Origin of the sequence: Nocardia jiangsuensis (genome assembly GCF_042650385.1) — a bacterium.
In the GTDB taxonomy this organism is placed as follows: Bacteria; Actinomycetota; Actinomycetes; order Mycobacteriales; family Mycobacteriaceae; genus Nocardia; species Nocardia jiangsuensis.
This window is the reverse complement of sequence record NZ_JBHSAX010000013.1, coordinates 454,194-476,611: the sequence shown is the minus strand read 5'-3', so window position 1 is coordinate 476,611 and position 22,418 is coordinate 454,194. Positions and strand designations below refer to the sequence as shown.

The window sequence follows — 22,418 nt, the reverse complement described above, 5'->3', positions numbered from 1 at the left end:
GTGCGCAGGCGCTATGACTATTTCCGTGGCAGCGGATTCCCCCGGCGACGCGGCGGAGACGCCGGGTGACGGGGCCGCGCTGACGCCGCGCCAGGCGGCGGCGGCCATCTTCTCCCGCAGGCTGTCGGATCTGATCGCGGAGTCGGTGGTCTCCACCGAGGACGGCTCGACCCGATCGCTGACCCTGTACTCGCTGGCCAGGCATCTGGAGCTGGCCTACCCGGACGTCCCGGTCTCGCAGTCCGGGCTGTACCGGCTGATCCACGGCGACGCCATCCCCCGGCTGGACCTGGTGATCGCGCTGGCCCGGGTATTCGACGTGCCGCAGGAGTACTTCCTCTCCGAGTGACGCCGGTTCCCACCGGCGGGAATGGCGCCCGAGCCGGGGCCGGAGCTGCCCGGATACGCTCTGCGACATGCCCGGCGAGGACTCGGGAGATGTCTTTCTCCACCATCGCGCGCTGCTCCTCGACACCCTGCTCGCCGATCCGGCGCTCGCGGGGCCGGGCCGCGGCGCGCCGGACCCGGATCCGGAACACTCCGGCCCGGTCTCGGCACCGCGGGGTGCCCGCGGGCCCAAGGCCAGCGAGCGAATCCTGGCGCTGCTCAACGGCGAACAGTACGACCCGGAGCCGCCGCCCGGCCTCTCCGCCGTCGCCCGCTCCGAGCAGGCCGCGAGCCCCGGGCCCGACCCGGAGCCCGAACCGCCCCGGCAGCGGCGGGCGGAGCGGCCGCTGGCCGCCGGGCTCGCCCTGCTGCGCAGGCCGAAGGTGGCCGTCGCGGCGGCCGTGGCGCTGGCGCTCGCGCTGATCCTGACGCTCGTCACCACCGGCGGCCGCACCGACGAGCAGGCGACGGTCGGCACGCTCGTGGTCACCGCGCCGCCGCTGACCACCGCGCCGAGCACCTCGGCGGTGCCGCTCACCGAGCCGATCGAGGTGAAATCGGCGCAGTCCACGTGCCCGCCGGGCAGCACGGCGGCGATGGACGCGTTCAGCGGGCTGCCGGAGAAGGCGTGGAGCTGCGTGCGCGCCTACAAGGTCGACGGCCAGGTGCTGACCATCGACCTGGGCCGGACCTACGAGGTGGACTCGATCGGCATCGTCCCCGGCTGGGACAGCGTCGCCGCCGACGGGACCGACCAGTGGAGCAGATTCCGCACCGTCAGCCGGGTCTCGTACCAGTTCGACGACGGCAACTCCACCGTCTACACCCAGCAGACGCTGAACCAGCGCACCCTGGTGGTCACGCCGATCCGGCCCGCGCTGCGCGCCTCCCGGATCGTGCTCACCGTGCTGCAGTCCAGCGGGGACGCCGCGGTGAACACCACCGCCATCTCCTCGGTCGTGGTGACCGGCCGGTGAGCGGCCCGCTCGAGCTGGTCTGCGAGTACTGCGCGCACCGCAGCCGGGGCGGCGAGTCCAGGTGCGGCCACTGCGGCGGGCCGCTGCGCGCCGCGCTCGACGTCGCCGAGACCACGGTGCGCGGCGCGCGGGAGGTGGTGAAGGGCGCGCACGAGGTGGTGCGGAACGCGGAGAAGGTCGCAGGCGTGGTCGGCGGGGAGTGGCAGCGCTTCGTGCTGCCCGCCGTCGGCGTGCTCTTCGCGGTGCTCTGCGCGGTGCTGGTCTGGTCCTGCTCGCCGCTGCGCTCGGCGGTGGCGCCGCCGCCACCGGTCTCGGCGGCGCAGGCGCTGCCCGAGCTGCTCGCCGCCGCCGCCACCTCCTGCGAGCGGGCCGACGCCGGGCGCCGCGCCGAGCGGTGCGTGCTGCCCGCGGGGAGCCCGCTGCTCTTCGGCGGGCTGGCCGGCGGGCGCGAGCTGACGCTCCACACCGAACTCGCCGCGCCGGAGGAGCTGGCCGCCACCGTGCGCCGGTGGCGGTCGGCGGGTGGGACCGTGCTGCTCGACGGCCGCGTCTACGCCGCGGTCGGCCCGTCGACGACGGTGCTCTACGCCGACTCGCGCACCGGATTACTGCTGGAGACCAGCGCTTTCACCGGCCCCGGTGCCGCGCGGACCTTTCTGAACCGGGCCGGCCTGCTGATGCCGTGACGCGCCGCTCGCAGCTTGTTACACTGTTCAACGTGCCGCTATATAACGGCTCGTTCGTTCAGGAGTAGACGGTAGCCGAACGGGCGCGGCGCGGACGAACCCCGCTCGGGAAGGCGACAGGTCGATGGTGGCAACCACTCAGTTCACGAATCCGCGGCAGCTCGGGGACGACCCCGAGGCGGCGTACTTCCGCTGGCTCCCGCCCGGCGCCGCCGCGGCGGGCGCCGGCCGCGCCGAGCAGATCTTCCGCCGCCACCGCGAGCTGGCCGCGGTGCGCGCGCCCGGCTCGGCGGCCACCCGGGTGTACCGGCAGGGGGACGCGGGCGGGCTCGGCGCCGCGGTGCAGATCGTCAACGACGACATGCCGATGCTGGTCGACTCGGTCACCGCCGCGCTGCGCAGGCTCGGCGCCACCGTGACCGAGGTGATCCACCCGGTCTTCGCGGTGACCAGGGACGGCGGCGGCGCCCTGACGGGGGTCGCGGTCCCGGACGGCGAGCCGCTCGCCGGGCTCGCCGAGTCCTGGATCCATGTGCAGCTCGCGCCCGACCTCACCGCCGAGACCGCCGACCGGATCGCCGCGGCGCTGCCGCCGCTGCTGCACGACCTGCGCCGGGTCGCCGAGCACCGGCCCGCCATGCTCGGCACGCTCGGCGAGGTGGCAGGCAGCCTGGACCGGGCCGCCGCGCGCGCCGACGACCCGGAGATCGCCGAGTGCGCCGAGCTGCTGCGCTGGATGGGCAACGGCCACTTCACCGTGCTCGGCTACGGCTACTACCGGATCCGCCGCGCGAACCCCACCGCGGACGAGGCGTGGCAGGTGCCTGGCACCGGGCTCGGCGTGCTGCGCAACGACGCGTCGGTGGCGCTGACCGTCCCGCTGCTCGGGCCGAAGCGCTCGGTGCTGCGGATGTCCAACGGCACCGTCGAATCGCTGCTGCCCGGCTCGCGCGACCTCTACTTCGTGAGCGTCGCCGACTACGGCGCGGGCGAGCGGGGCCAGGCCGCGGTACCGGGCGAGACCGTGCGCATGGTGCAGGGCGAACACGTCTTCGTCGGCACCTTCGCCGTCACCGGGCTGCACGAGAACATCCTGGACATCCCGGTCGTCTCCCGGCGTGCGCTGCAGGTCATCGCGCGGTCCGGGCTGGCGCTGGACTCGTTCTCCGGGCAGACCATGCTGGAGCTGATGCAGTCGTTCCCGCGCGCGGAGCTCTTCTCCACCGACGCGCGCAGGCTCTACGAGACCGTGGCCGACGTGATGACGCTCGGGCTGCGCAGACAGCTGCGGCTCTTCGTCCGCCGCGACGTGCGCAGCGACGCGCTCTACTGCCTGGTCTACCTGCCGCGCGACCGCTACTCCGCCGAGGTGCGGCGGCGGATGACCGAGGTGCTGCGCGCCGAGTACGGCGGCGAGCGGATCACCTACTCCGCACGGGCCACCGAATCCGAGCTGGCCGTGCTGTATTTGACCGTGCACCGCGCCGCGGGCGCCGCACCCGCCGACCTCTCCGGCGACGGCCGCGCGCGGGTCCAGCAACTGCTCCAGGACGCCACCCTGACCTGGGCCGATCGGCTGCGCGGCGCCGCCGCCGCGGCACCCGACATCACCCCCGCGCTGCTCGACGCGTACGCCGACGCCTTCCCGCCGAGCTACCGGGACGAGCACGGCCCGGACCGCGCGCTGGCCGACCTGCGCAGGCTGGAGCGGCTGCGCGACGGCGAGATCGACACCCGCCTGGCCCGCGACGCGGGCGCGCCGTCGGGGGAGTGGCGGTTCACGCTCTACCTCACCGGCGCGGGCGTCTCGCTCAGCCGGGTGCTTCCGGTGCTGCACAGCCTCGGCGTCGAGGTCGTCGACGAGCGGCCGCACCGGGTGCGGCGCGCGGGGACCGCGGATCGCTGGATCCTCGACTTCGGGCTGCGGGTCCCCGCGGCGCTGCTGCGCGCTGCGCTCGACCCGGGGTTGGAGGCCGGGCTCAGCGCGGGCGATATCGGCGCGGGGCCGCGCACCGGCGTCGGCCGCGGATTCCCCGATGCGGTCGAGGCCATGTGGTTCGGGGACGCCGAGGTCGACGGGCTCAACGAGCTGGTGCTGCGCGCGGGACTGCACTGGCGGCAGATCGCCATGCTCCGGGCGTACGCGAAGTACCTGCGGCAGGCCGGGTTCCCGTACACCTCCGGCCACATCACCCGGGTGCTGCTCGGCCACCCGGCCATCGCCGCCGCCTGCGCGGAGCTGTTCGCCGCCCGTTTCGACCCGGACGCCCCCGAGCCGACCCGCGGGGTGCGCGCGGCGGCGCTCGCCGCCCGGCTCCGGGCCGCGATCGACGAGGTCACCGGGTTGGACGCGGACCGCATCCTGCGCGCTGTGCACGGGCTGATCGAGGCGACGCTGCGCACCAACCACTACCGCCGCGACGCCGCGGGCAGGCCGCCGGAGTACCTCTCCTGCAAGCTGGATCCGCCCGCCATCGCCGAGCTGCCCGAGCCAAGGCCGAAGTACGAGATCTTCGTCTACTCGCCGCGGGTCGAGGGGGTGCACCTGCGCTTCGGGGCGGTGGCGCGCGGCGGGCTGCGCTGGTCGGACCGGCTGGAGGACTTCCGCACCGAGATCCTCGGGCTGGTCAAGGCGCAGGCGGTGAAGAACGCGGTGATCGTCCCGGTCGGCGCGAAGGGCGGCTTCGTGGTCAAGCGCCCGCCCGCGCCGACCGGCGACCCGGCGGCCGACCGGAAGGCCGCGCTCGCCGAGGGCATCGCCTGCTACCGCACCTTCATCGCCGGGCTGCTCGACCTCACCGACAATGTCGACCGGGCCACCGGCGAGACCCGCCCGCCCACCCGCGTCGTGCGCCGCGACGGCGACGACAGCTACCTGGTGGTCGCCGCGGACAAGGGCACCGCGACCTTCTCCGACATCGCCAACGAGGTGGCCGGGGAGTACGGCTTCTGGCTGGGCGACGCCTTCGCCTCCGGCGGCTCGGCCGGGTACGACCACAAGGCCATGGGGATCACCGCCCGCGGCGCCTGGACCAGCGTCGAACGCCACTTCCACGAGCTGGACGTGGACGTGGCCACCCAGGACTTCACCGTGGTCGGCGTCGGCGACATGAGCGGCGACGTCTTCGGCAACGGCATGCTGCTCTCCGAGCACATCCGGCTGGTGGCCGCCTTCGACCACCGGCACATCTTCCTCGACCCCGCCCCGGACGCCGCGCGCTCGCACGCCGAGCGCGCCCGGCTGTTCGCGCTGCCGCGCTCCTCCTGGGCCGACTACGACACCGCGCTCATCTCGCCCGGCGGCGGCGTCCACGACCGCACCGCCAAGTCGATCCCGGTCACCCCCGAGGTGCGCGCGGCGCTCGGCATCGCCCGCGAGGTGACCGCGCTCGCGCCCGCGGAGATGATCAGGGCGGTGCTGCAGGCCCCGGTCGACCTGCTCTGGAACGGCGGCATCGGCACCTACGTGAAGGCGAGCAGCGAGTCCGACGCCGAGGTCGGCGACAAGGGCAACGACGCGGTGCGGGTGGACGCGGACCGGCTGCGGGTCAAGGTGATCGGCGAGGGCGGCAACCTCGGGGTGACCGCGCTCGGCCGGATCGAGTTCTGCCGCGCGGGCGGCCGGATGAACACCGACGCGCTGGACAACGCGGCGGGCGTCGACTGCTCCGACCACGAGGTCAACATCAAGGTGCTGCTGGACGCGGCGGTCTCGGCGGGCGAGCTCGCCGCCGCCGACCGCGACCCGCTGCTCGCCTCGATGACCGACGAGGTGGCGGAGCTGGTGCTGCGCAACAACATCGCGCAGAACGTCCGCCTCGGCATCTCCCGCGCGGACGCGCCCGCCATGCTCGGCGTGCACCGGCGGCTGATCGGCGCCCTGGAGTCCGGGCACGGGCTCGACCGCCGCCTGGCGGCGCTGCCCACCGACGCCGAGCTGGACCGCAGGGGCGCCGACGGCCGCGGCCTCTCCTCGCCCGAGCTCGCGAACCTCATGGCGCACGTCAAGCTCGCGCTCAAGGCCGAGCTGCTCGAGGGCGAGCTGCTCGACGGCCCCGCCTTCGCCGGGGTGCTGCCCGGCTACTTCCCGGCCCCGCTGCGCGAGCGCTTCGGCGCCGCCATCGCCAGGCACCCGCTGCGGCGGCGGATCGTCGCCACCGTCGTGGTCAACGACATGGTCGACAACGGCGGCATCACCTACGCCTTCCGGCTCGCCGAGGAGGCGGGCGCGACCACCGAGGACGCCGTCCGCGCCTACACCGTCGCCTCGGCCATCTTCGACCTGCCGGTGCTGCGCGAGCGGATCCGCAGCACGCCGATGCCGACCGCGGTCCGCGACCAGCTCGAGCTGGAGGCCGAGCGCACCCTGGACCGGGCATCGCGGTGGCTGCTGGCCAACCGGCCGCAGCCGATCGCCATCGGCGCCGAGATCGCCCGCTACTGGGACCGGGTCCGGGTGCTCGCCGACGCGGTGCCCGCCCTGCTCACCGGCTACCTCGCCGCCGACCTCGCCGCGCGCTCGCGCTGGGCGGTCGAGCACGGCGCGCCCGCGGGCATCGCCGCCGAGGTGTACCGGCTGATCCAGCTCTGCCCGCTGCTCGACGCCGTCGACGTCGCCGAGATCGCCGAGCGCGACCCCGCGGAGGTGACCGCGCTGATGTACGCGCTGAACGAGCACTTCGCCATCGAGCGGCTGCTGACCGCGGTCGGCAGGCTCGCCCGCGGCGACCGCTGGCACACCCTGGCCCGGCTCGCGGTCCGCGACGACCTCTACGAATCCTGGCGGCTGCTCACCGGGGACGTGCTGGCCGCCACCGGCCCGCAGGACGGCGTCGCCGCCAAGATCGCCTACTGGGAGTCGATCAACCGGGCCAGGCTGGCACGGGCGGGCGCCGCGCTGCGCGAGATCTTCGCCGCCGACGACCACGACATCGCCACCCTGTCGGTGGCGGCGCGGCAGGTGCGCGGGCTGGTCGGCGGTGAGTCGGGGAACGCCTCCCGATCCGGCTGAACCGGCGCGTGTTCCGCGGCTCCGGCACCCGCCGGGGCTCGCGGCGCACCGCCGGGTGCGGCCTCGAGGAAGCGGCGCGCCCGGTCGTCGCAACGGCTGGCAGCTGCCGAGCCACTGGTCGGGCGGCGACCGGACCGCTCAGCCGGGCAGTCGGGCGCCGCAGGCGGCGCAGAAGCGCGCGCCGGGGGCGGCCTCGGCCCCGCAGCCGGGGCAGTGCCGCGGCGCGGCGGCGAGCCGGGCGCCGCACCCGGGGCAGAACCGGGCGCCCGCCGGGCCCGCCGCCCCGCACCCGCCGCACCCCACGGCGGGCTCCGCCGCCGCGGGCGGAACGGCCCGTGGCTGCTGCAGCGCCGCCAAGCCCAGTGCGGCGCCGAGCAATCCACCCTCGGCGCCACCTCCGCCGCCGTGTGCGAGCCCCTGCCCGGCGCCGAGCGCGAGCTCACCCGCGGCGTACCGCTGGAAGTCGCCGGCCAGCCGGATGTAGGTGACGTCCTTGGCGAGCCGCTTCAGCCGCTCGGCGTCCTCCGGAGCGAGCGTGATGTCGAAGTTGCCCATCCGCGGAATGCGCAGCCCGTACTCGTAGAGCGCGAGATTGGTCTCCCGCAGCACCGCCGCCTCGATCGGCCGCAGCTGCTCGGAGAGCCCGAGCACCGGCCACGCGCCGCCGGAGACCCCGCGCGCGACGGCCACCTTCATGGACTTGAGCAGCAGCTCGGCGGCCCACGAGGTCACCGAGACGGGGTCGGTGAGGTCGGTGGTCCCGGTCAGCGCGGTGATCAGCACCGCCGGATCGCGGACCGCGAGCGCGAACTCGCCGAAGGCGCGCAGCGTCACCACCTGCTCGCTCACCGGGTCGCGGACATCGGCCAGCCTGCCGCCGAAACGCAGCCCGGTGACCTCGCGGGCCGCGACGAAGTAGAGCTCCGCGCGGTAGAGGTTGCCCCCGGTGACGCCGTCGAGCAGCGCGCCGAGCACCGGGAGCTCGACCGCGTCGATCCGGTGCCTGCCCGGGCCGAGCGTGGCCAGCACCTGGCCGGAGCGCACGAAGAGCGCCAGCTCGTCGGCGTTCACGATGGCGCGCGAGTAGCGCCGGATGGTGACATCCGGCCACTTGTAGACCAGCTGGTTCTTGCGGTCCTCGGGGACCGCGATGAACTCCCGTGCGAACCAGGCCATCCGCGCTCCTCCGTCGAGTCGGCTCCCTGCGGTTCACTATAGCGGCACTCCAATCAGAGAACCGCTATTGAACGTGCCGCTGTTTGGCGGTACATTAATCACCGATATGATCGCCGTCACGCGAAAGGCATCGGCATGACTACAGTTCGCGCACCAGAAGCGCAGAGCCCCGGCCCCGCGGCGGACGCGCCGCTCGCGGAGGACGCCGGCTATCACAAAGCGCTCCGCCCGCGGCAGATCCAGATGATCGCCATCGGCGGCGCCATCGGCACCGGCCTCTTCCTCGGCGCGGGAGGCAGGCTGGCGCACGCGGGCCCCGGGCTCTTCCTCGTCTACGCCATCTGCGGCGTCTTCGTCTTCTTCATCCTGCGGGCGCTCGGCGAGCTGGTGCTGCACCGCCCGTCGTCGGGCTCCTTCGTCTCCTACGCCCGCGAGTTCTACGGCGAGAAGCTGGCCTTCGCGGTCGGCTGGATGTACTTCTTCCACTGGTGCATGACCGGCATCGTCGACATCACCGCCATCGCCACCTACGTGCACTTCTGGAGCAGGTTCGAGGTCGTGCCGCAGTGGGTGATCGCGTTCGTCGCGCTGGCCGCGGTGGTCGCCATCAACATGGTCTCGGTGCGCTGGTTCGGCGAGCTGGAGTTCTGGGCCTCGATCATCAAGGTGGTCGCGCTGGTCGGGTTCCTGATCATCGGCACCGTTTTCCTCGCCAGGCGAACCGAGATCGACGGCGTGCCGACGGGGCTGAGCATCATGGCCGACAACGGCGGGTTGTTCCCGAGCGGGTTGATGCCGCTGGTCCTGGTCACCACCGGCGTGGTCTTCGCCTACGCGGCGGTCGAGCTGGTCGGCACCGCGGCGGGCGAGACGGAGCATCCGGAGAAGGTCATGCCGCGCGCGATCAACTCGGTGATCGCCCGGATCGCGCTGTTCTACGTCGGCTCGCTGGTGCTGCTCGCGCTGCTGCTGCCCTACACCGCGTTCCGCTCCGGGGAGAGCCCGTTCGTCACCTTCTTCTCCAAGATCGGCGTCGACGGCGCAGGCTCGGCGATGAACCTGGTGGTGCTCACCGCCGCCTTCTCCAGCCTCAACGCCGGGCTGTACTCGACCGGCCGGATCCTGCGCTCGATGTCGATGAGCGGCAGCGCCCCCGGGGTGGCCGCCCGGATGTCGAAGGGCGGCGTGCCCTACGTCGGCATCCTGGCGACCGGCGTGATCGCGCTCTTCGGTGTCGGGCTCAACGCCCTCGTCCCGGAGCAGGCGTTCGAGATCGTGCTGAACATGTCGGCGCTCGGCACCATCGCCGCGTGGAGCGCGATCATCCTCTGCCAGCTCAAGCTGTACAGGTGGGCCAGGGAGGGGCGGATCGAGCGGCCGAAGTTCCGGCTCTTCGGTGCGCCGTACACCAGCTACGCGACCCTGGTCTTCCTGGCGGCGGTGGTGCTGCTGATGCTCTTCAGCGACGACGCGGTGCAGCGCGGCGCGGTGATCGCGACCCTGCTGGTGGTGTGCCCGCTCTTCGTCGGCGGCTGGTTCCTCGCCCGCAAGCGGGTGCTGGCCATCGCGACGGCGAGGGTCGGGCACACCGGGGCCTTCCCGGTGGTGGCCGAGCGGCCGCCGGGTAGCGGCGGCCCCGCGGTGGTGCTCGGCACATCCGACGCGGCCGACGACCGCGACTGACCGTTCTCCGCTCCACCCCGGGCCACCCGCCCGGGGTGGAGTGCTGTTCCCAGCGCTGGGAATGCGAGGTTGCCCGGAACGAAAGGTGGTGGATCACAATGGGGCGCCGAACGAGTGGGTCCGAGAGGTTCGCATGCCGGAGCAGCCCGACGCCGACCGCCCCCTGCCGCACCCGTGGTCGAGCAGGCGGATCAGGGGTACCGAGCTGCCCAGGGGCGCCAGGCACCCGTGGGCTACCAGGCGCGCCCCGAACGCGGCGGCGCGGCCGGGCCGGACCGCCGTCGCCGACCGCGCGGCCGAGCGCGGCACCGAGCCGGACCCGGGAACCGGACCGGGCATCGGCACCGAGCCGGATTCCGGCGCCGGGCAGATGGACACCGCCGCAGCCCTTTTCGCGGCACTCGACACCGGGACCCAGCCCGGATCCGGCCGCAGCGCGCGATCGCGTCCCGGCACCCGCAGGCTCGGCGACGGCCTGGTGTCCATGCCCCAGGTGAGCCCGCTCGACCCGCGCGGCGCGGTGCTGCCGAACCCGGAGGTGGCCGAGCACAAGCGGCACTGCTGGAAGTGCCAGCACCCGGTCGGCCGCGGTACCGGTGGCGAGCCGGGCCCGGCGGCCGGCGAGTGCGCGCGCTGCCGATCGCCGTTCAACTTCCGCCCCGCGCTGGCCGCGGGGGAGATGGTCGCGGGCCAGTACGAGGTGCAGGGCTGCCTCGCGCACGGCGGCCTCGGCTGGATCTACCTGGCCATCGACCGGAATGTGAGCGACCGCTGGGTGGTGCTCAAGGGGCTGCAGAACCCGCTCGACTTCGAGGCGCACGTGGTCGCGCTCGCCGAGCGGCAGTTCCTCTCCGAGGTGGCGTACCCGAGCATCGTCAAGATCTACAACTTCGTGAAGCACCGCTCGGTCCGGGACACCCCGGACGGCTACATCGTCATGGAGTACGTCGGCGGCCGCTCGCTGAAGACGCTGCTCGATCTGGCCGCGCCGGAGCGGCTTCCGGTCGCCGACGCGATCGCCTACCTGATGGAGATCCTGCCCGCGCTCGACTACCTGCACTCCTCCGGGCTCGCCTACAACGACCTCAAGCCGGACAACATCATGGTCAGCGCGGACGAGGTGAAGCTGATCGACCTGGGCGCGGTGGCCGCCGTCGAGTCCTACGGCAGTATCTACGGCACCCCCGGCTACCAGGCCCCCGAGGTCACCGAGACCGGCCCGACCGTCGCCTCCGACATCCACACCGTCGGGCGCACGCTGGCCGCGCTGGTGCTGGAGCTGCCCAAGGACGAGCAGGGCCACTACCGCGCCGGCATCCCCGGCGCCGACGAGGTGCCGCTGCTCGGCCGCTACCCGGCGCTGCGCAGGCTGCTCGTCCGCGCCACCGACCCGGACCCGGCGCGCCGCTTCCCCTCGGCCTACGCGCTGCACTGCCAGCTCGCCGGGGTGCTCAGGATGGTGCTCGCCACCGACACCGAGCTGGAGCACCCGCAGTCCTCGGCCGAGTTCGGCTCGATGCGCGGCGCCTTCGGCATCGAGACCGTGATCGGCCAGACCGACGGCATGGCCGACGGCAGACACCGGCTGCCGACCCTGGACGCCCCGAGCGTGGTCGCCGCGCTGCCGGTGCCGCTGGTGGACAGCGAGGACCCGAGCGCCGAGCTGCTCTCCACGCTGCCGCACGCCGACCCGATCCACGCGCTGGACTCGCTGCGCCGGGCCGCCGACCGGATCGTCGCGGGCACCATCGAGGAGCCGGCGACCTTCGAGCTGGAGGGCACGCTCACCGTCGTCCGCGCGCACCTCGACCTCGGCGACGTCGGGCAGGCCCGCGCGCGCCTCGCCGAGCTGCGGCCGCGGTACGGCGGCGACTGGCGGATCGAGTGGTACAGCGCGATCGCCGCGCTGCTGCACGGCGAGCACCGCACCGCGTACGAGCACTTCGACCAGGTGCACACCATGGTTCCCGGGGAGCTGGCGCCGCAGCTCGCGCTGGCCGCCACCGCCGAACTCGCGCTGAGCGAGCCGGGGGAGGCCGAGCGCTGGAGCGCGGCGGCGATCGAGTACTACCGCACCGTGTGGCGCACCGACCGGGGCGCGGTGAGCGCGGCCTTCGGGCTGGCCAGGCGGCTCGCCGCCGAGCAGCGGGTGCCGGAGGCCGTCGAGATCCTCGACCAGGTGCCCGATGCCTCGCGCTACCACGGGATCGCCCGGCTCACCGGGTGCCTGCTGCTGGTCTCGCGCCCGGCCGCCGAGATCACCGAGGCCGATCTGGCCGAGGCGGCGGCCAGGCTGGAGGCCGCGCCGGACGAGCCGCGCGCGCTGCAGCTGCGGATCGTCGTCCTCGGCGCCGCGCTGCAGTCGCTGGACGCCGAGCCGCGCACGGTGCGGGCGGACAGCACCATCCTCGGTACCCCGTTCACCCGGCCCGGGCTGCGCGCGGGGCTGGAGACCGCGCTGCGCGCGCTCGCCCGCGGCGCGCCGCAGCGGCTGCACCGGTACCGCCTCGTCGACCTGGCCAACTACGTCCGGCCCCGGACCCGGTTCTAGCCCGGCGGCTCTCGTCGCGGCGCGAGGCGTAGCCCCGGTTCGCAGCTCGCCGCGGCGCACTACGAGGCGCACCCGAGCCCGGCGGCGACCGGTACCGCGCCGGGAGTTCAGCCCGGTCGCACCAACACCGGGCGGAGCAGCAGCGGGACGGCGAGCAGCCCGAGCAGCCAGGCCCACTGGCCCGTGAGCACGGTCAACAGCAGCGCCAGACAGGCGAGTGCGGTGGCGAGCACCGCCCGCCGCACCCCGGGGCGCGGAGCCGGTCCGGGCGGCCCCGGCGGCACCCCGGCGGGCAGGTCGGCGAAGGACTCGGCCAGCTCCGCCCTGCTCTCCGCCGCCGCCACCGCGGCGCTGCGCACCTCGAACTCCGGCAGGCTCAGCCTGCCGGAGCCCAGGTGCTCGGTGAGCTCGCGCATGGCGCGCTCGCGGTCGGCGTCGCCCGCACGCGGATCGGATGCGGCCACGGCCTGCTCAGATCAGCATGCCGTCGTAGCACAGGCTGGACGAGCGCCAGGACGGCTGCGGCCCGGTCCCATGATCGAAGCGCCACTGCGCGATCGGTGCGGCGGCCTTCCAGAACGGCGGTCCGCTCGCCCCCCAGACCACCTCGTAGACGTCCTCGGCACCCTCGATCAGCTGGCTGCCGACGCAGTAGTCGGTGTAGGCGGTCCCCGGTTGCAGCGCACCGCCGCTGAAGCTGCCGGACGGCGCCGAGCCGGCGCCCGGATTCGGCACCGTGCTCGGCGCGCCGGTCCGGCCGCCGCGGAACCAGTGCGAGCTGAGCCCGTCCCAGCCGCACTCGAAGCTCCAGCCGCCTGCCACGACCTCGGACAGGTAGGGGTGCGAGACGCCGGCCCAGAGACAGGCGATGCCCTCGTCGGCCTGCGCCGCACCGCCGCCGAGCCCGGTGCCGATCGCACCCGCGGCCACCGCAACGCACGCGGCCATCGCCCGTGCCGCGAACCTCGTGAACATCGAAGCCTCCACTCCCGCGGCGCGCTACATGCCGCTATATAACGAGACGTTATCCATGGGTAAACTGTGCTGTCGAGCGCCTCGCCTTCCCGGCGCTGGGAAATCGCGGGCGCCGATGCGGTTGCCCGGGACTTGCGCCGGGCCGGAAGGGCCGCCGTTCCGTGCCGGGTCACCGGGTTCGGGTCGCGATGTCCGGCCGGGCGCGCGCGGCGTTGTGCGGAGTCACGAATCCGGCGCCGCGCCCCGGCGGGGCGGCGCGCGGCGCGCCGTGCCCGGCACGCCGGATATGGTTTCCTTAGTGCATGTCTGCGGGTGTTGAGTACACGATCGATGAGCTGGCGCGTGCGGCTGACACGACGGTTCGCAGCGTGCGCGTGTACCACGAGCGCGGCGTGCTCCCCCCGCCGCAGGTGAAGGGGCGCACCGGTTTCTACAGCCGGGAGCACCTGAACCGGATTCGCACCATCAGCCGATTGCTGGATCGCGGAATCAAGCTCAACGGGATCCGGGAGCTGCTGGAGGCGTGGGACCGGGGCGACGATCTCGGCGACGTGCTCGGGGTCTCCGAGGCCGAGGAGCTGGACGGCGCCGCGGCGGGCAGCGGCGAGACCATCTCCGCCACCGACCTCGACGAGCGGTACCGCGCGGTACCGAACGGGCTGACCAGGGTGGTCGCCGCCGGGCTGTACGAGCCGGTGGACGCGACCACCTACCGGATCGCCGACCCGCAGCTCATCGCCGTTGCCGAGCAGCTCGGCGCCGCCGGTGTCCCGGTCGCCGACGTGCTCGACGAACTGGACCGGTTGCGCGGCGATTGCGAGCGCATCTCGCGCCGCTTCGTCGAGCTCTTCCAGCGCACCGCGTGGCAGCCGTTCCTGGAATCGGAGCGCACCGCCGCCGACGTCGCCGAGCTCGCCGAGCGGGCCGAGGTCACCAGAACCGCGCCGGGGCGGCTCGCCGCCGAGCTGGTGAACCGGTACACCGCGCGCTACCTGGCCCAGGACACCGAGCTGAACGAGGCGCTGCCCGGCGCCTGAGCCGCACGCCCCTAGCAGTAGCGGGCCTGCGGCTTGCAGACCGTCCAGCCGTCCTCGTTGTCCGAGCGCGACCAGGTGGTGTTGTCATTGCCCCCGCTGCCGGAGTTCACCGACTGCCCCGGGTAGTTCTCGGCGTAGTAGGCCCTGCGGTTGTCCCTGGTCTCGGCCCGCGAGCGCGGGTCGTCCGACCCGTGGTGGTAGCCCCTCGGGTCGATGTGGTCCCAGCCGGTGTCGTCGCGGCCGAAGCGCGAATCCCGCGGTGCGGCGCCCGCGGTACCGGCAGCGCCCGCGATGACGCCGGCGACGGTGCCGGTCAGCGCGAGGGTGGCGAGGATGCGGCGGGTGGTCGAACTGGTGGTCATCGGGAACTCCATTCGAATAAGTGCACACTCTGTAGTGCGCCGTTATCCAACGGTACGTTGAAGACGTGTCGATGCGCGGAGAGTCGTTCCCGCTGCTGGGAAGCTCCACACTATGTGGACGGTCACAGGTTGATTGTGTGCGCCATTCGTCCGACCTGGGACTTTCCACATGCTTTGGTTCATCTTTACTATTGGGGCGACCTCAGCGTCACGGTCACGTACCAAGGGCGCCGCGCTCCCGCGCGGCGCGTTCGATGCCGCACATGTTCCGCCGATGAACCGGGGTTCGGCCCCGGCGAAGGAGAAATATGTTCACCGACACCGACGTCGCCCCGCGTCTCCGCCCGACGGGCGAGAAATGTTGAAGCGCAAGGGTTTCAGAACGTCCGCGTAGCAATCCGCCCGGCAGCGGAGTTCTCAGGCTTTGCTAAGTCATTACCAATACCCTTGCTTTTCATTGCACCCCGGCCCGTAGCAGCGCCGGGGCATCGCTCCACCGCGACTGCCGGTTCGCGGTCTGCTCCCCGTCGGATTTCGTGATCGTCAACCGACCCCGGCTGTGCCCGGGGTCGGCGAAGGAGAAGACATGGCAATCGAGAACGACCTCGCTCCACCCGGCCGCCCCGCCCTGCGGGAGCGGATGAATTCCGTTCTGCGCCACGATGTCCCCGCCTCCATCGTGGTGTTCCTGGTCGCGCTCCCGCTCTCGCTCGGCATCGCGGTCGCCTCCGGCGCGCCGGTGGAGGCCGGGCTGATCGCCGCGGTCGTCGGCGGCATCGTGGCCGGGCTCCTCGGCGGGTCGGTGCTGCAGGTCAGCGGCCCCGCCGCGGGGCTGACCGTGGTGGTCGCCGAGTCGATCAACCAATTCGGCTGGCGCAACACCTGTTTCATCGTGGTTGCCGCCGGCGTGCTGCAGATCCTCTTCGGGCTGAGCCGGGTGGCGCGCGCCGCGCTCGCGGTGGCTCCGGTGGTGGTGCACGCCATGCTGGCCGGGATCGGCCTGACCATCGCGCTGCAGCAGGTGCACGTGCTGCTCGGCGGCGCATCGCAGAGCAGCGCCTGGCGCAACATCACCCAGCTGCCGGAGCAGGTCGTGCACCTGCACGTCTGGGATGCCGCCATCGGGCTGGTCGTCGTCGCGATCATGATCGGCTGGCGCCGGGTGCCGAAGCGGCTCGCGGCCGTGCCCGGCCCGCTGGTGGCCGTCGTGATCGCCACCGTGCTCTCCCTGGTACTCCCCACCGATGTCGAGCGCATCGTGCTGAACGGCTCGCTCTTCGACGCCATCGCGCTGCCGCAGATCCCCGACGGCGGCTGGGCGGCCGTCGCGCTCATGGTGCTCACCATCGCGCTGATCGCCAGCGTGGAGAGCCTGCTCTCGGCGGTCGCCATCGACAAGATGCACGACGGCAAGCGCACCGACTTCGACCGCGAGCTGATCGGCCAGGGCTCGGCGAACGTGCTCTCCGGCCTGGCAGGCGGGCTGCCGGTGACCGGCGTCATCGTGCGCAGCGCGACCAATGTGGCGGCAGGGGCGCGCAGCCGGGCCTCGGCGATCATGCACGGCGTCTGGCTGCTGCTCTTCTCGGTGGTGCTCGCCTCGCTCGTGGAGCAGATCCCGCTCGCCGCGCTCGCCGGGCTGCTCATCGTGATCGGCATCCAGCTGGTCAAACTCGCGCACATCAAGCTCGCCAAGCGCACCGGTGACCTGCTGATCTACGTTTCCACCATTCTCGGCGTCGTCTTCCTGAACCTGCTGGAGGGGGTGCTCATCGGGCTCGCGCTCGCCTTCGCGCTGCTGCTCTGGCGGGTGGTCCGGATCCACGTGCACGCCCAGCAGGTGCCCGGCTCCGAGCAGTGGGTGGTGCGGATCGACGGCTCCTGCACCTTCCTGGCGCTGCCGAAGCTCACCGGCGAGCTGGGCAAGGTGCCCGCGGGCGCCGATGTGACGGTGGAGATGACGGTCGACTTCCTCGACCACGCTGCCTTCGAGGCGCTGGAGGAGTGGGTGCGCCAGCAGGAGAACGGCGGCGGCTCGGTGCACTTCGTCGAGATCGGCAGCGCGCGGATGGCCGACGCCACCGCGGGTCCGCCCGCCCGCGGCATGGGCCGCGCCATCTGGGACGACATCCTCGGGCCGTGGCGGCACGAGGAGGCGCCGGAGGACAGGGTGACCGCGGGGGTCGCGGCCTACCACCGCAGCCACGCGCACGTGGTGCGGCCGCACCTGGACGAGCTGCGCGACCGGCAGGACCCGGATTCCTTCTTCCTCACCTGCGCCGATTCCCGGATCGTGCCGAACGTCATCACCAACAGCGGCCCCGGTGACCTGTTCACCGTGCGCAACGTCGGCAATCTGGTCCCGGTCGCCGGTGACCCGTCGGTGGAGGCGGCGCTGCTCTTCGCGCTGGCCGAGCTGGACGTGCGCAGCGTCGTCGTCTGCGGCCACTCGTCCTGCGGGGCCATGAAGGCGCTGCACTCCGGCGCGGAGGCCGGTCCGGAGATCGACGCCTGGCTGGCGCACGCCGCGCCCAGCCTGGAGCGGTTCCGGCGCGGCCACCCGGTCGCGCTCGCCGCCCGCGCGGCCGGCTTCGGCGAGGTCGACCAGCTGAGCATGGTGAACGTGGCCGTGCAGCTGGAGACGCTGCGCGCTCATCCGGCCGTGCTCGAGCGCGGCGCGGTGGTCACCGGGCTGTTCTTCGACATCGCCAGCGCGCGGGTGGTCGAGGTGACCGTGGACGGGATCGCGCAGATCGACGAGCGCGGGCAGCGGCGCGTGCTCGAACCGGTGTGACACCGTGGCTCGCCCGGTGCCGTCCGGGCGGGCCGGGTCACCGGCCCGCCGGGCGGGTTCGCCGCTGTGACCGGCGCGCTGAGTCGGCGGGCTGTGGTGGCCCGGCCCGCTGAGCGGGCGAGCCGCGGTGCTCGGCCCGCCGAGTGGGTGCGTTCGCACTGCCCCGCGCACTCGGCTCGTACGCTGGGCTGGTGACCATCGAGCCGGACCCCGTCGCGCCCGCGCCGCCCGACGACTCCACGGAGACTCGCGCCCGGCGCGAGCACAAGTACGCCTGGCGGCGCCGGATCGCGGAGCGCCGCGGCGTCGAGTTCGGCTATCGGATCCTGGTCGCGCTGGCCGGGGCCACGGTGCTCGTGCTCGGCATCATCGCCATTCCCTACCCGGGGCCGGGCTGGGCCCTCGTCTTCGCCGGGCTCGGCATCCTGGCCAGCGAATTCGCCTGGGCCCAGCGTGTCCTGCGGTGGCTTCGCGGGCGGTACCGGCAATTCATGGCATGGTTCTCGGCGCGCGGCCCGCTGGTGCGCGCGCTCGCGGCGCTCGGTACCTTCCTCCTCGTCGTCGCGACGCTCTGGGTGCTGAATACGTTCTCGCTGGTCGGCGGCTGGATCGGAGTGGAATGGCCATGGTTGCGCAGTCCTCTGAAGTGACCGGGACGATCGGTGGCGCCGCGCTGCGCGACCCCGCGTGGGTCACCGCGCGGATCGCGGAGATGGGCCGGAGCTGGGGCACCGACTCCTGTCGCGCCGCAGGCACGCTGTGGTGGTGCATGGTCGCGTCAGCACTGGTGAAGCCGGTGGTCGGGGCCTACGCCGCGCGGTCGGCGGTGCCGACGGTCGAGCTGGACCGGATCAACTGCCCGGTGCGTGCCGACGGCGGCATCGAAACGATCTCGCTCGCCGACGATCCCGCGCCCGACCCGCGCGCGGCCGCCCAGGCGTTGCGCGCCAGCCTGATCTCGGTGATCGCCACCGTCGCCCAGGCATCGGGTGCGGGCATCCCCGCACTCTGGGCGGTGGTCGCCGACGCCATCGGCAACCGGGCCATCGACGCGGGCGCCCCCGCGATCGCCCCCACGCTGGCGCACGACGTCGGCGGCAAGCTGCCGACACCCCGCTTCCAGGAGGTCGCGGGCCGCACCTTCGTCAAGCGGATCTCCTGCTGCCTGGTCTTCGAAGCCCCCGGCTGCGCCATGTGCACCAGCTGCCCCAAGCGCCCCGCCGCCGAGCGCGAGCAGCTGCTGACGGCACTGACCACCGGGAACTGACTCCCGGCGAACCCACGGCGGCGGTGTCCGTCGGCGCACCCGCCCGGCGGTGCCGATAGCATGGCAGCGCCGGAGCACACGGGTGCCCGGCATCGACGCGGGATCCGCCCCCCCGAGGCGGGAAAGCCCGTGCCCGACGACGCCGAGGAGAGCTCAGCCGTGACCATCTCAGCCCCGATCAGTCCTGCCACCCACGTCCGGGTGCCTGCCGGGACGACGGCGGGTGCCGCGGTGCGCGAGGCGGGGCTGCCGACCAAGGGCCCGGACACCATCGTGGTGGTGCGCGACGCCGATGGCCTCAAGGATCTCTCCTGGGTCCCCGAGGCCGACGTCGAGGTCGAGGCGATCGCCGCGAACACCGAGGCAGGCCGCAGCGTGATCCGGCACTCCGCCGCGCACGTGCTGGCCCAGGCGGTGCAGCAGGAGTTCCCCGAGGCCAAGCTCGGCATCGGCCCGCCGATCAAGGACGGCTTCTACTACGACTTCCGGGTCGACCGGCCGTTCACCCCGGAGGATCTGGCCAAGCTGGAATCCCGGATGAAGAAGATCGTGAAGGGCGCCCAGCGCTTCGCCCGCCGCGTGGTCGACGTCGAGGAGGCCAGGGTCGAGCTGGCGGGCGAGCCGTTCAAGCTGGAGCTGATCTCCGACAAGTCCGGCATCGACGACCCCGAGGTGATGGAGGTCGGCGGCAAGGAACTCACCATCTACGACAACCTGGACCCGCGCTCCGGCGAGCGGATCTGGGGCGACCTCTGCCGAGGCCCGCATATCCCGACCACCAAGTTCATCCCGGCCTTCAAGCTCACCCGCAGCTCCGCCGCGTACTGGCGCGGCGACCAGAGCCGCGAGGGGCTGCAGCGCGTCTACGGCACCGCGTGGGAATCGCCGGAGGCGCTGGAGCAGCACCTGCACCTGCTCGCCGAGGCCGAGCGGCGCGACCACCGCAAGCTCGGGCTGGAGCTCGACCTCTTCAGCTTCCCGGACGAGCTCGGCTCCGGGCTGCCGGTCTTCCACCCGAAGGGCGGGATCATCCGCAAGGAGCTGGAGGAGTACTCGCGGGCGCGGCACGTCGCGGCGGGGTACGAGTTCGTGAACACCCCGCACGTCACCAAGGGGCACCTGTTCGAGGTCTCCGGCCACCTGGACTGGTACCGGGACGGCATGTTCCCGCCCATGCAGCTCGACGCCGAGTACAACGAGGACGGCACCGTCCGCAAGCCCGGCCAGGACTACTACGTCAAGCCGATGAACTGCCCGATGCACAACCTGATCTTCCGCTCCCGCGGCCGCTCGTACCGCGAGCTCCCGCTGCGGCTCTTCGAGTTCGGGTCGGTGTACCGGTACGAGAAGTCCGGCGTGATCCACGGCCTCACCCGGGTGCGCGGCATGACCCAGGACGACGCGCACATCTACTGCACCAAGGAGCAGATGCACGCCGAGCTGACCAGCACGCTGCAGTTCGTGCTCGGGCTGCTCGCCGACTACGGCCTGGACGACTTCTACCTGGAGCTCTCCACCAAGGACCCGGTGAAGTTCGTCGGCTCGGACGAGATCTGGGCGGAGGCCACCGAGACGCTCGCCAAGGTCGCCGCGGCCTCCGGGCTCGACCTGGTGCCCGATCCGGGCGGCGCCGCCTTCTACGGCCCGAAGATCTCGGTGCAGGCCAGGGACGCGCTGGGCCGCACCTGGCAGATGTCCACCATCCAGCTCGACTTCAACCTGCCCGAGCGGTTCCAGCTGGAGTACACCGCCGCCGACGGCACCAAGCAGCGGCCGGTGATGATCCACCGCGCGCTCTTCGGCTCGATCGAGCGGTTCTTCGGCGTGCTCACCGAGCACTACGCGGGCGCCTTCCCGGCCTGGCTGGCGCCGGTGCAGGTGGTCGGCATCCCGGTGGCCGACGCCTTCGCCGAGCACCTGGACGCGGCGGTCGAGCGGCTGCGCGACGCCGGGATCAGGGCCCAGGTGGACCGCACCGACGACCGGATGCAGAAGAAGATCTTCAACCACACCGCGCAGAAGGTGCCGTTCATGCTGCTGGCGGGGGAGCGCGACGTCACCGCGGGCGCGGTGAGCTTCCGCTTCCGCGACGGCAGCCAGGTGAACGGCGTCCCGGTGGACGACGCCGTCGCCACCATCCTCGCCTGGATCGCCGCGCGCGAGAACGCGTCGCCGAGCGCGGAGGGCTTCGAGGTCCGGAAGGCGGGCATATGAGCGAGGAGTTCGTGGTCCGGGGGGCGGGGGAGCCGGATCGGCTCCAGCGGCTGTGGACCCCGTACCGCATGTCCTACATCTCCGAAGCCGCCACCGCGACGCCGAAAGCCGACTCCACCGGCCACCCCTTCACCGACATCCCGCTGATGACCGACGAGGACGGCCTGGTCATCGCGCGCGGCGAACTGGTGTACGCGGTGCTGAACCTGTACCCGTACAACCCCGGCCACCTCATGGTGGTGCCGTACCGCAGGGTCGCCAAGCTGGAGGATCTCACCGACGCGGAGGCCGCCGAGCTCATGGCCTTCACCCAGGAGGCGATCCGCACCATGAAGCGGGTCTCCTCCCCGCACGGCTTCAACGTCGGGCTGAACCTGGGCGGGGTGGCGGGCGGTTCGCTCGCCGACCACCTGCACCAGCACGTCGTCCCGCGCTGGGGCGGCGACGCCAACTTCATCACCGTCATCGGCGGCGCCAAGGTGATGCCGCAGCTGCTGCGCGACACCAGGGCGCTGCTCGCCGACGCGTGGAAGAACCCCGAGCCCGCCGCGAAGGATGTCGAGTGAGGTGCTGAGCTTCTTCGGCCGCGCGACCTTCGCCAAGGCCACCGCCCCGCTCGGCCGCGCCCTGGTGAGCACCGGGCTCACCCCCGACGCGGTGACGCTGATCGGGACCGCGGCCACCATCGCGGCGGCGGTCACGCTCTTCCCGGCCGGGCACCTGTTCTGGGGCACCATCGTGATCTGGCTGTTCGTCATGTTCGACATGCTGGACGGCGCCATGGCCAGGGCGCGCGGCGGCGGCACCAGGTACGGCGCGGTGCTCGACGCCACCTGCGACCGGGTCGCCGACGGCGCCATCTTCGGCGGGCTGGCCTGGTGGGCGGTGTTCCACGAGAACAGCAAGCTGCTGTTCGCCGCGACGCTGGTGGTGCTGGTGACCTCGCAGGTCATCTCCTACGCCAAGGCGCGCGCCGAGGCGAGCGGGCTCTCCGCCGACGGCGGGCTGATCGAACGGCCGGACCGGCTGATCATCGTGCTGGTCGGCGCCGGGCTCACCGGAATGGCCGGGTACTGGGGCATCGAGTGGCTCACCTGGGCGGTGCACGTCGCCATGTGGATCCTCGCGGTGCTCAGCATCATCACGGTCTTCCAGCGGGTGCTCGCGGTGCGCAGCTCACCCGGCGCCCGCGACCTGCTCCCGCCGGCGGCGCCAACGGCGGAAGCCGGATGAGCGCGCGGCTCGCTGTGCGCGGCCCGCGCAACGGAGTCCCCGCGGTGCCGCGTGCCGGTGCGCCC

General features: G+C 72.9%; 17 protein-coding genes. 13 read left to right on the top strand and 4 right to left on the bottom strand.

The features are described 5' to 3' along the window. Positions 1–13 precede the first annotated feature (13 nt). The 4 genes from ACFO0B_RS13790 to ACFO0B_RS13775 all read left to right on the top strand — a co-directional run bounded on the left by ACFO0B_RS13790 (position 14) and on the right by ACFO0B_RS13775 (position 7,061). Positions 14–349 carry a helix-turn-helix transcriptional regulator gene (locus ACFO0B_RS13790; RefSeq protein ID WP_357029350.1) on the top strand — a complete coding sequence of 112 codons (336 nt, stop codon included), beginning with the start codon at positions 14–16 and terminating at the stop codon, positions 347–349. A gap of 67 nt (positions 350–416) precedes the next feature. Continuing rightward, positions 417–1,364, top strand: coding sequence for a hypothetical protein (locus ACFO0B_RS13785; protein ID WP_378612795.1), 948 nt, complete (start codon positions 417–419; stop codon positions 1,362–1,364). Beyond that, positions 1,361–2,050, top strand: a complete 690-nt coding sequence (locus ACFO0B_RS13780; RefSeq protein ID WP_378612794.1) for a hypothetical protein — start codon at positions 1,361–1,363, stop codon at positions 2,048–2,050. The genes ACFO0B_RS13785 and ACFO0B_RS13780 overlap by 4 nt, the downstream gene beginning before the upstream one ends. A 124-nt stretch (positions 2,051–2,174) precedes the next feature. Further along, positions 2,175–7,061, top strand: coding sequence for an NAD-glutamate dehydrogenase (locus tag ACFO0B_RS13775; RefSeq protein WP_378612793.1), 4,887 nt, complete (start codon positions 2,175–2,177; stop codon positions 7,059–7,061). Between the two features lie 138 nt (positions 7,062–7,199). Here ACFO0B_RS13775 and ACFO0B_RS13770 read toward each other — a convergent pair whose 3' ends face one another. Next, entirely contained in the window at positions 7,200–8,237 is a 1,038-nt protein-coding gene (locus tag ACFO0B_RS13770) for an SPFH domain-containing protein (RefSeq protein WP_378612792.1), read from the bottom strand. 135 nt (positions 8,238–8,372) lie between these two features. Between ACFO0B_RS13770 and ACFO0B_RS13765 the strand changes: the two genes are divergently transcribed. Further along, positions 8,373–9,920: an amino acid permease gene (locus tag ACFO0B_RS13765; protein ID WP_378612791.1), complete on the top strand. Its 1,548-nt coding sequence runs from the start codon at positions 8,373–8,375 to the stop codon at positions 9,918–9,920. A 133-nt stretch (positions 9,921–10,053) separates the two neighbouring features. After that, a complete protein-coding gene (locus tag ACFO0B_RS13760) occupies positions 10,054–12,471 on the top strand; it encodes a serine/threonine-protein kinase (RefSeq protein WP_378612790.1) in 2,418 nt (805 codons plus the stop codon). 107 nt (positions 12,472–12,578) lie between these two features. On the opposite strand, the gene ACFO0B_RS13755 is transcribed toward ACFO0B_RS13760, so the two are convergent. Next, entirely contained in the window at positions 12,579–12,935 is a 357-nt protein-coding gene (locus ACFO0B_RS13755) for a DUF1707 SHOCT-like domain-containing protein (RefSeq protein ID WP_378612789.1), read from the bottom strand. A 7-nt stretch (positions 12,936–12,942) separates the two neighbouring features. Next, positions 12,943–13,446, bottom strand: a complete 504-nt coding sequence (locus ACFO0B_RS13750) for a hypothetical protein (protein ID WP_378612788.1) — start codon at positions 13,444–13,446, stop codon at positions 12,943–12,945. 302 nt (positions 13,447–13,748) lie between these two features. Here ACFO0B_RS13750 and ACFO0B_RS13745 point away from each other — a divergent pair, with 302 nt between their 5' ends. Beyond that, positions 13,749–14,483 carry a MerR family transcriptional regulator gene (locus ACFO0B_RS13745; protein WP_378612787.1) on the top strand — a complete coding sequence of 245 codons (735 nt, stop codon included), beginning with the start codon at positions 13,749–13,751 and terminating at the stop codon, positions 14,481–14,483. 11 nt (positions 14,484–14,494) lie between these two features. Here ACFO0B_RS13745 and ACFO0B_RS13740 read toward each other — a convergent pair whose 3' ends face one another. Continuing rightward, positions 14,495–14,845, bottom strand: coding sequence for a hypothetical protein (locus ACFO0B_RS13740; protein ID WP_378612786.1), 351 nt, complete (start codon positions 14,843–14,845; stop codon positions 14,495–14,497). Positions 14,846–15,431: 586 nt separating this feature from the next. On the opposite strand from ACFO0B_RS13740, the gene ACFO0B_RS13735 reads away from it, so the two are divergent. The 6 genes from ACFO0B_RS13735 (at position 15,432) to pgsA (ending at position 22,353) form a co-directional block, all read left to right on the top strand. Next, positions 15,432–17,639, top strand: coding sequence for a solute carrier family 23 protein (locus ACFO0B_RS13735; protein ID WP_378612785.1), 2,208 nt, complete (start codon positions 15,432–15,434; stop codon positions 17,637–17,639). A 287-nt stretch (positions 17,640–17,926) separates the two neighbouring features. After that, positions 17,927–18,289 carry a TIGR02611 family protein gene (locus ACFO0B_RS13730; protein ID WP_378612887.1) on the top strand — a complete coding sequence of 121 codons (363 nt, stop codon included), beginning with the start codon at positions 17,927–17,929 and terminating at the stop codon, positions 18,287–18,289. Next, complete coding sequence (locus ACFO0B_RS13725) at positions 18,286–18,906, top strand: (2Fe-2S)-binding protein (RefSeq protein WP_378612784.1); 621 nt, start codon at positions 18,286–18,288, stop codon at positions 18,904–18,906. Before ACFO0B_RS13730 ends, ACFO0B_RS13725 begins: the two co-directional genes overlap by 4 nt. 159 nt (positions 18,907–19,065) lie before the next feature. Next, positions 19,066–21,120, top strand: a complete 2,055-nt coding sequence (gene thrS, locus ACFO0B_RS13720; protein ID WP_378612783.1) for a threonine--tRNA ligase — start codon at positions 19,066–19,068, stop codon at positions 21,118–21,120. After that, entirely contained in the window at positions 21,117–21,686 is a 570-nt protein-coding gene (locus ACFO0B_RS13715) for an HIT family protein (protein ID WP_378612782.1), read from the top strand. The genes thrS and ACFO0B_RS13715 overlap by 4 nt, the downstream gene beginning before the upstream one ends. Before the next feature lies 1 nt (position 21,687). After that, complete coding sequence (gene pgsA / locus ACFO0B_RS13710) at positions 21,688–22,353, top strand: phosphatidylinositol phosphate synthase (RefSeq protein ID WP_378612781.1); 666 nt, start codon at positions 21,688–21,690, stop codon at positions 22,351–22,353. Positions 22,354–22,418: the final 65 nt, after the last annotated feature.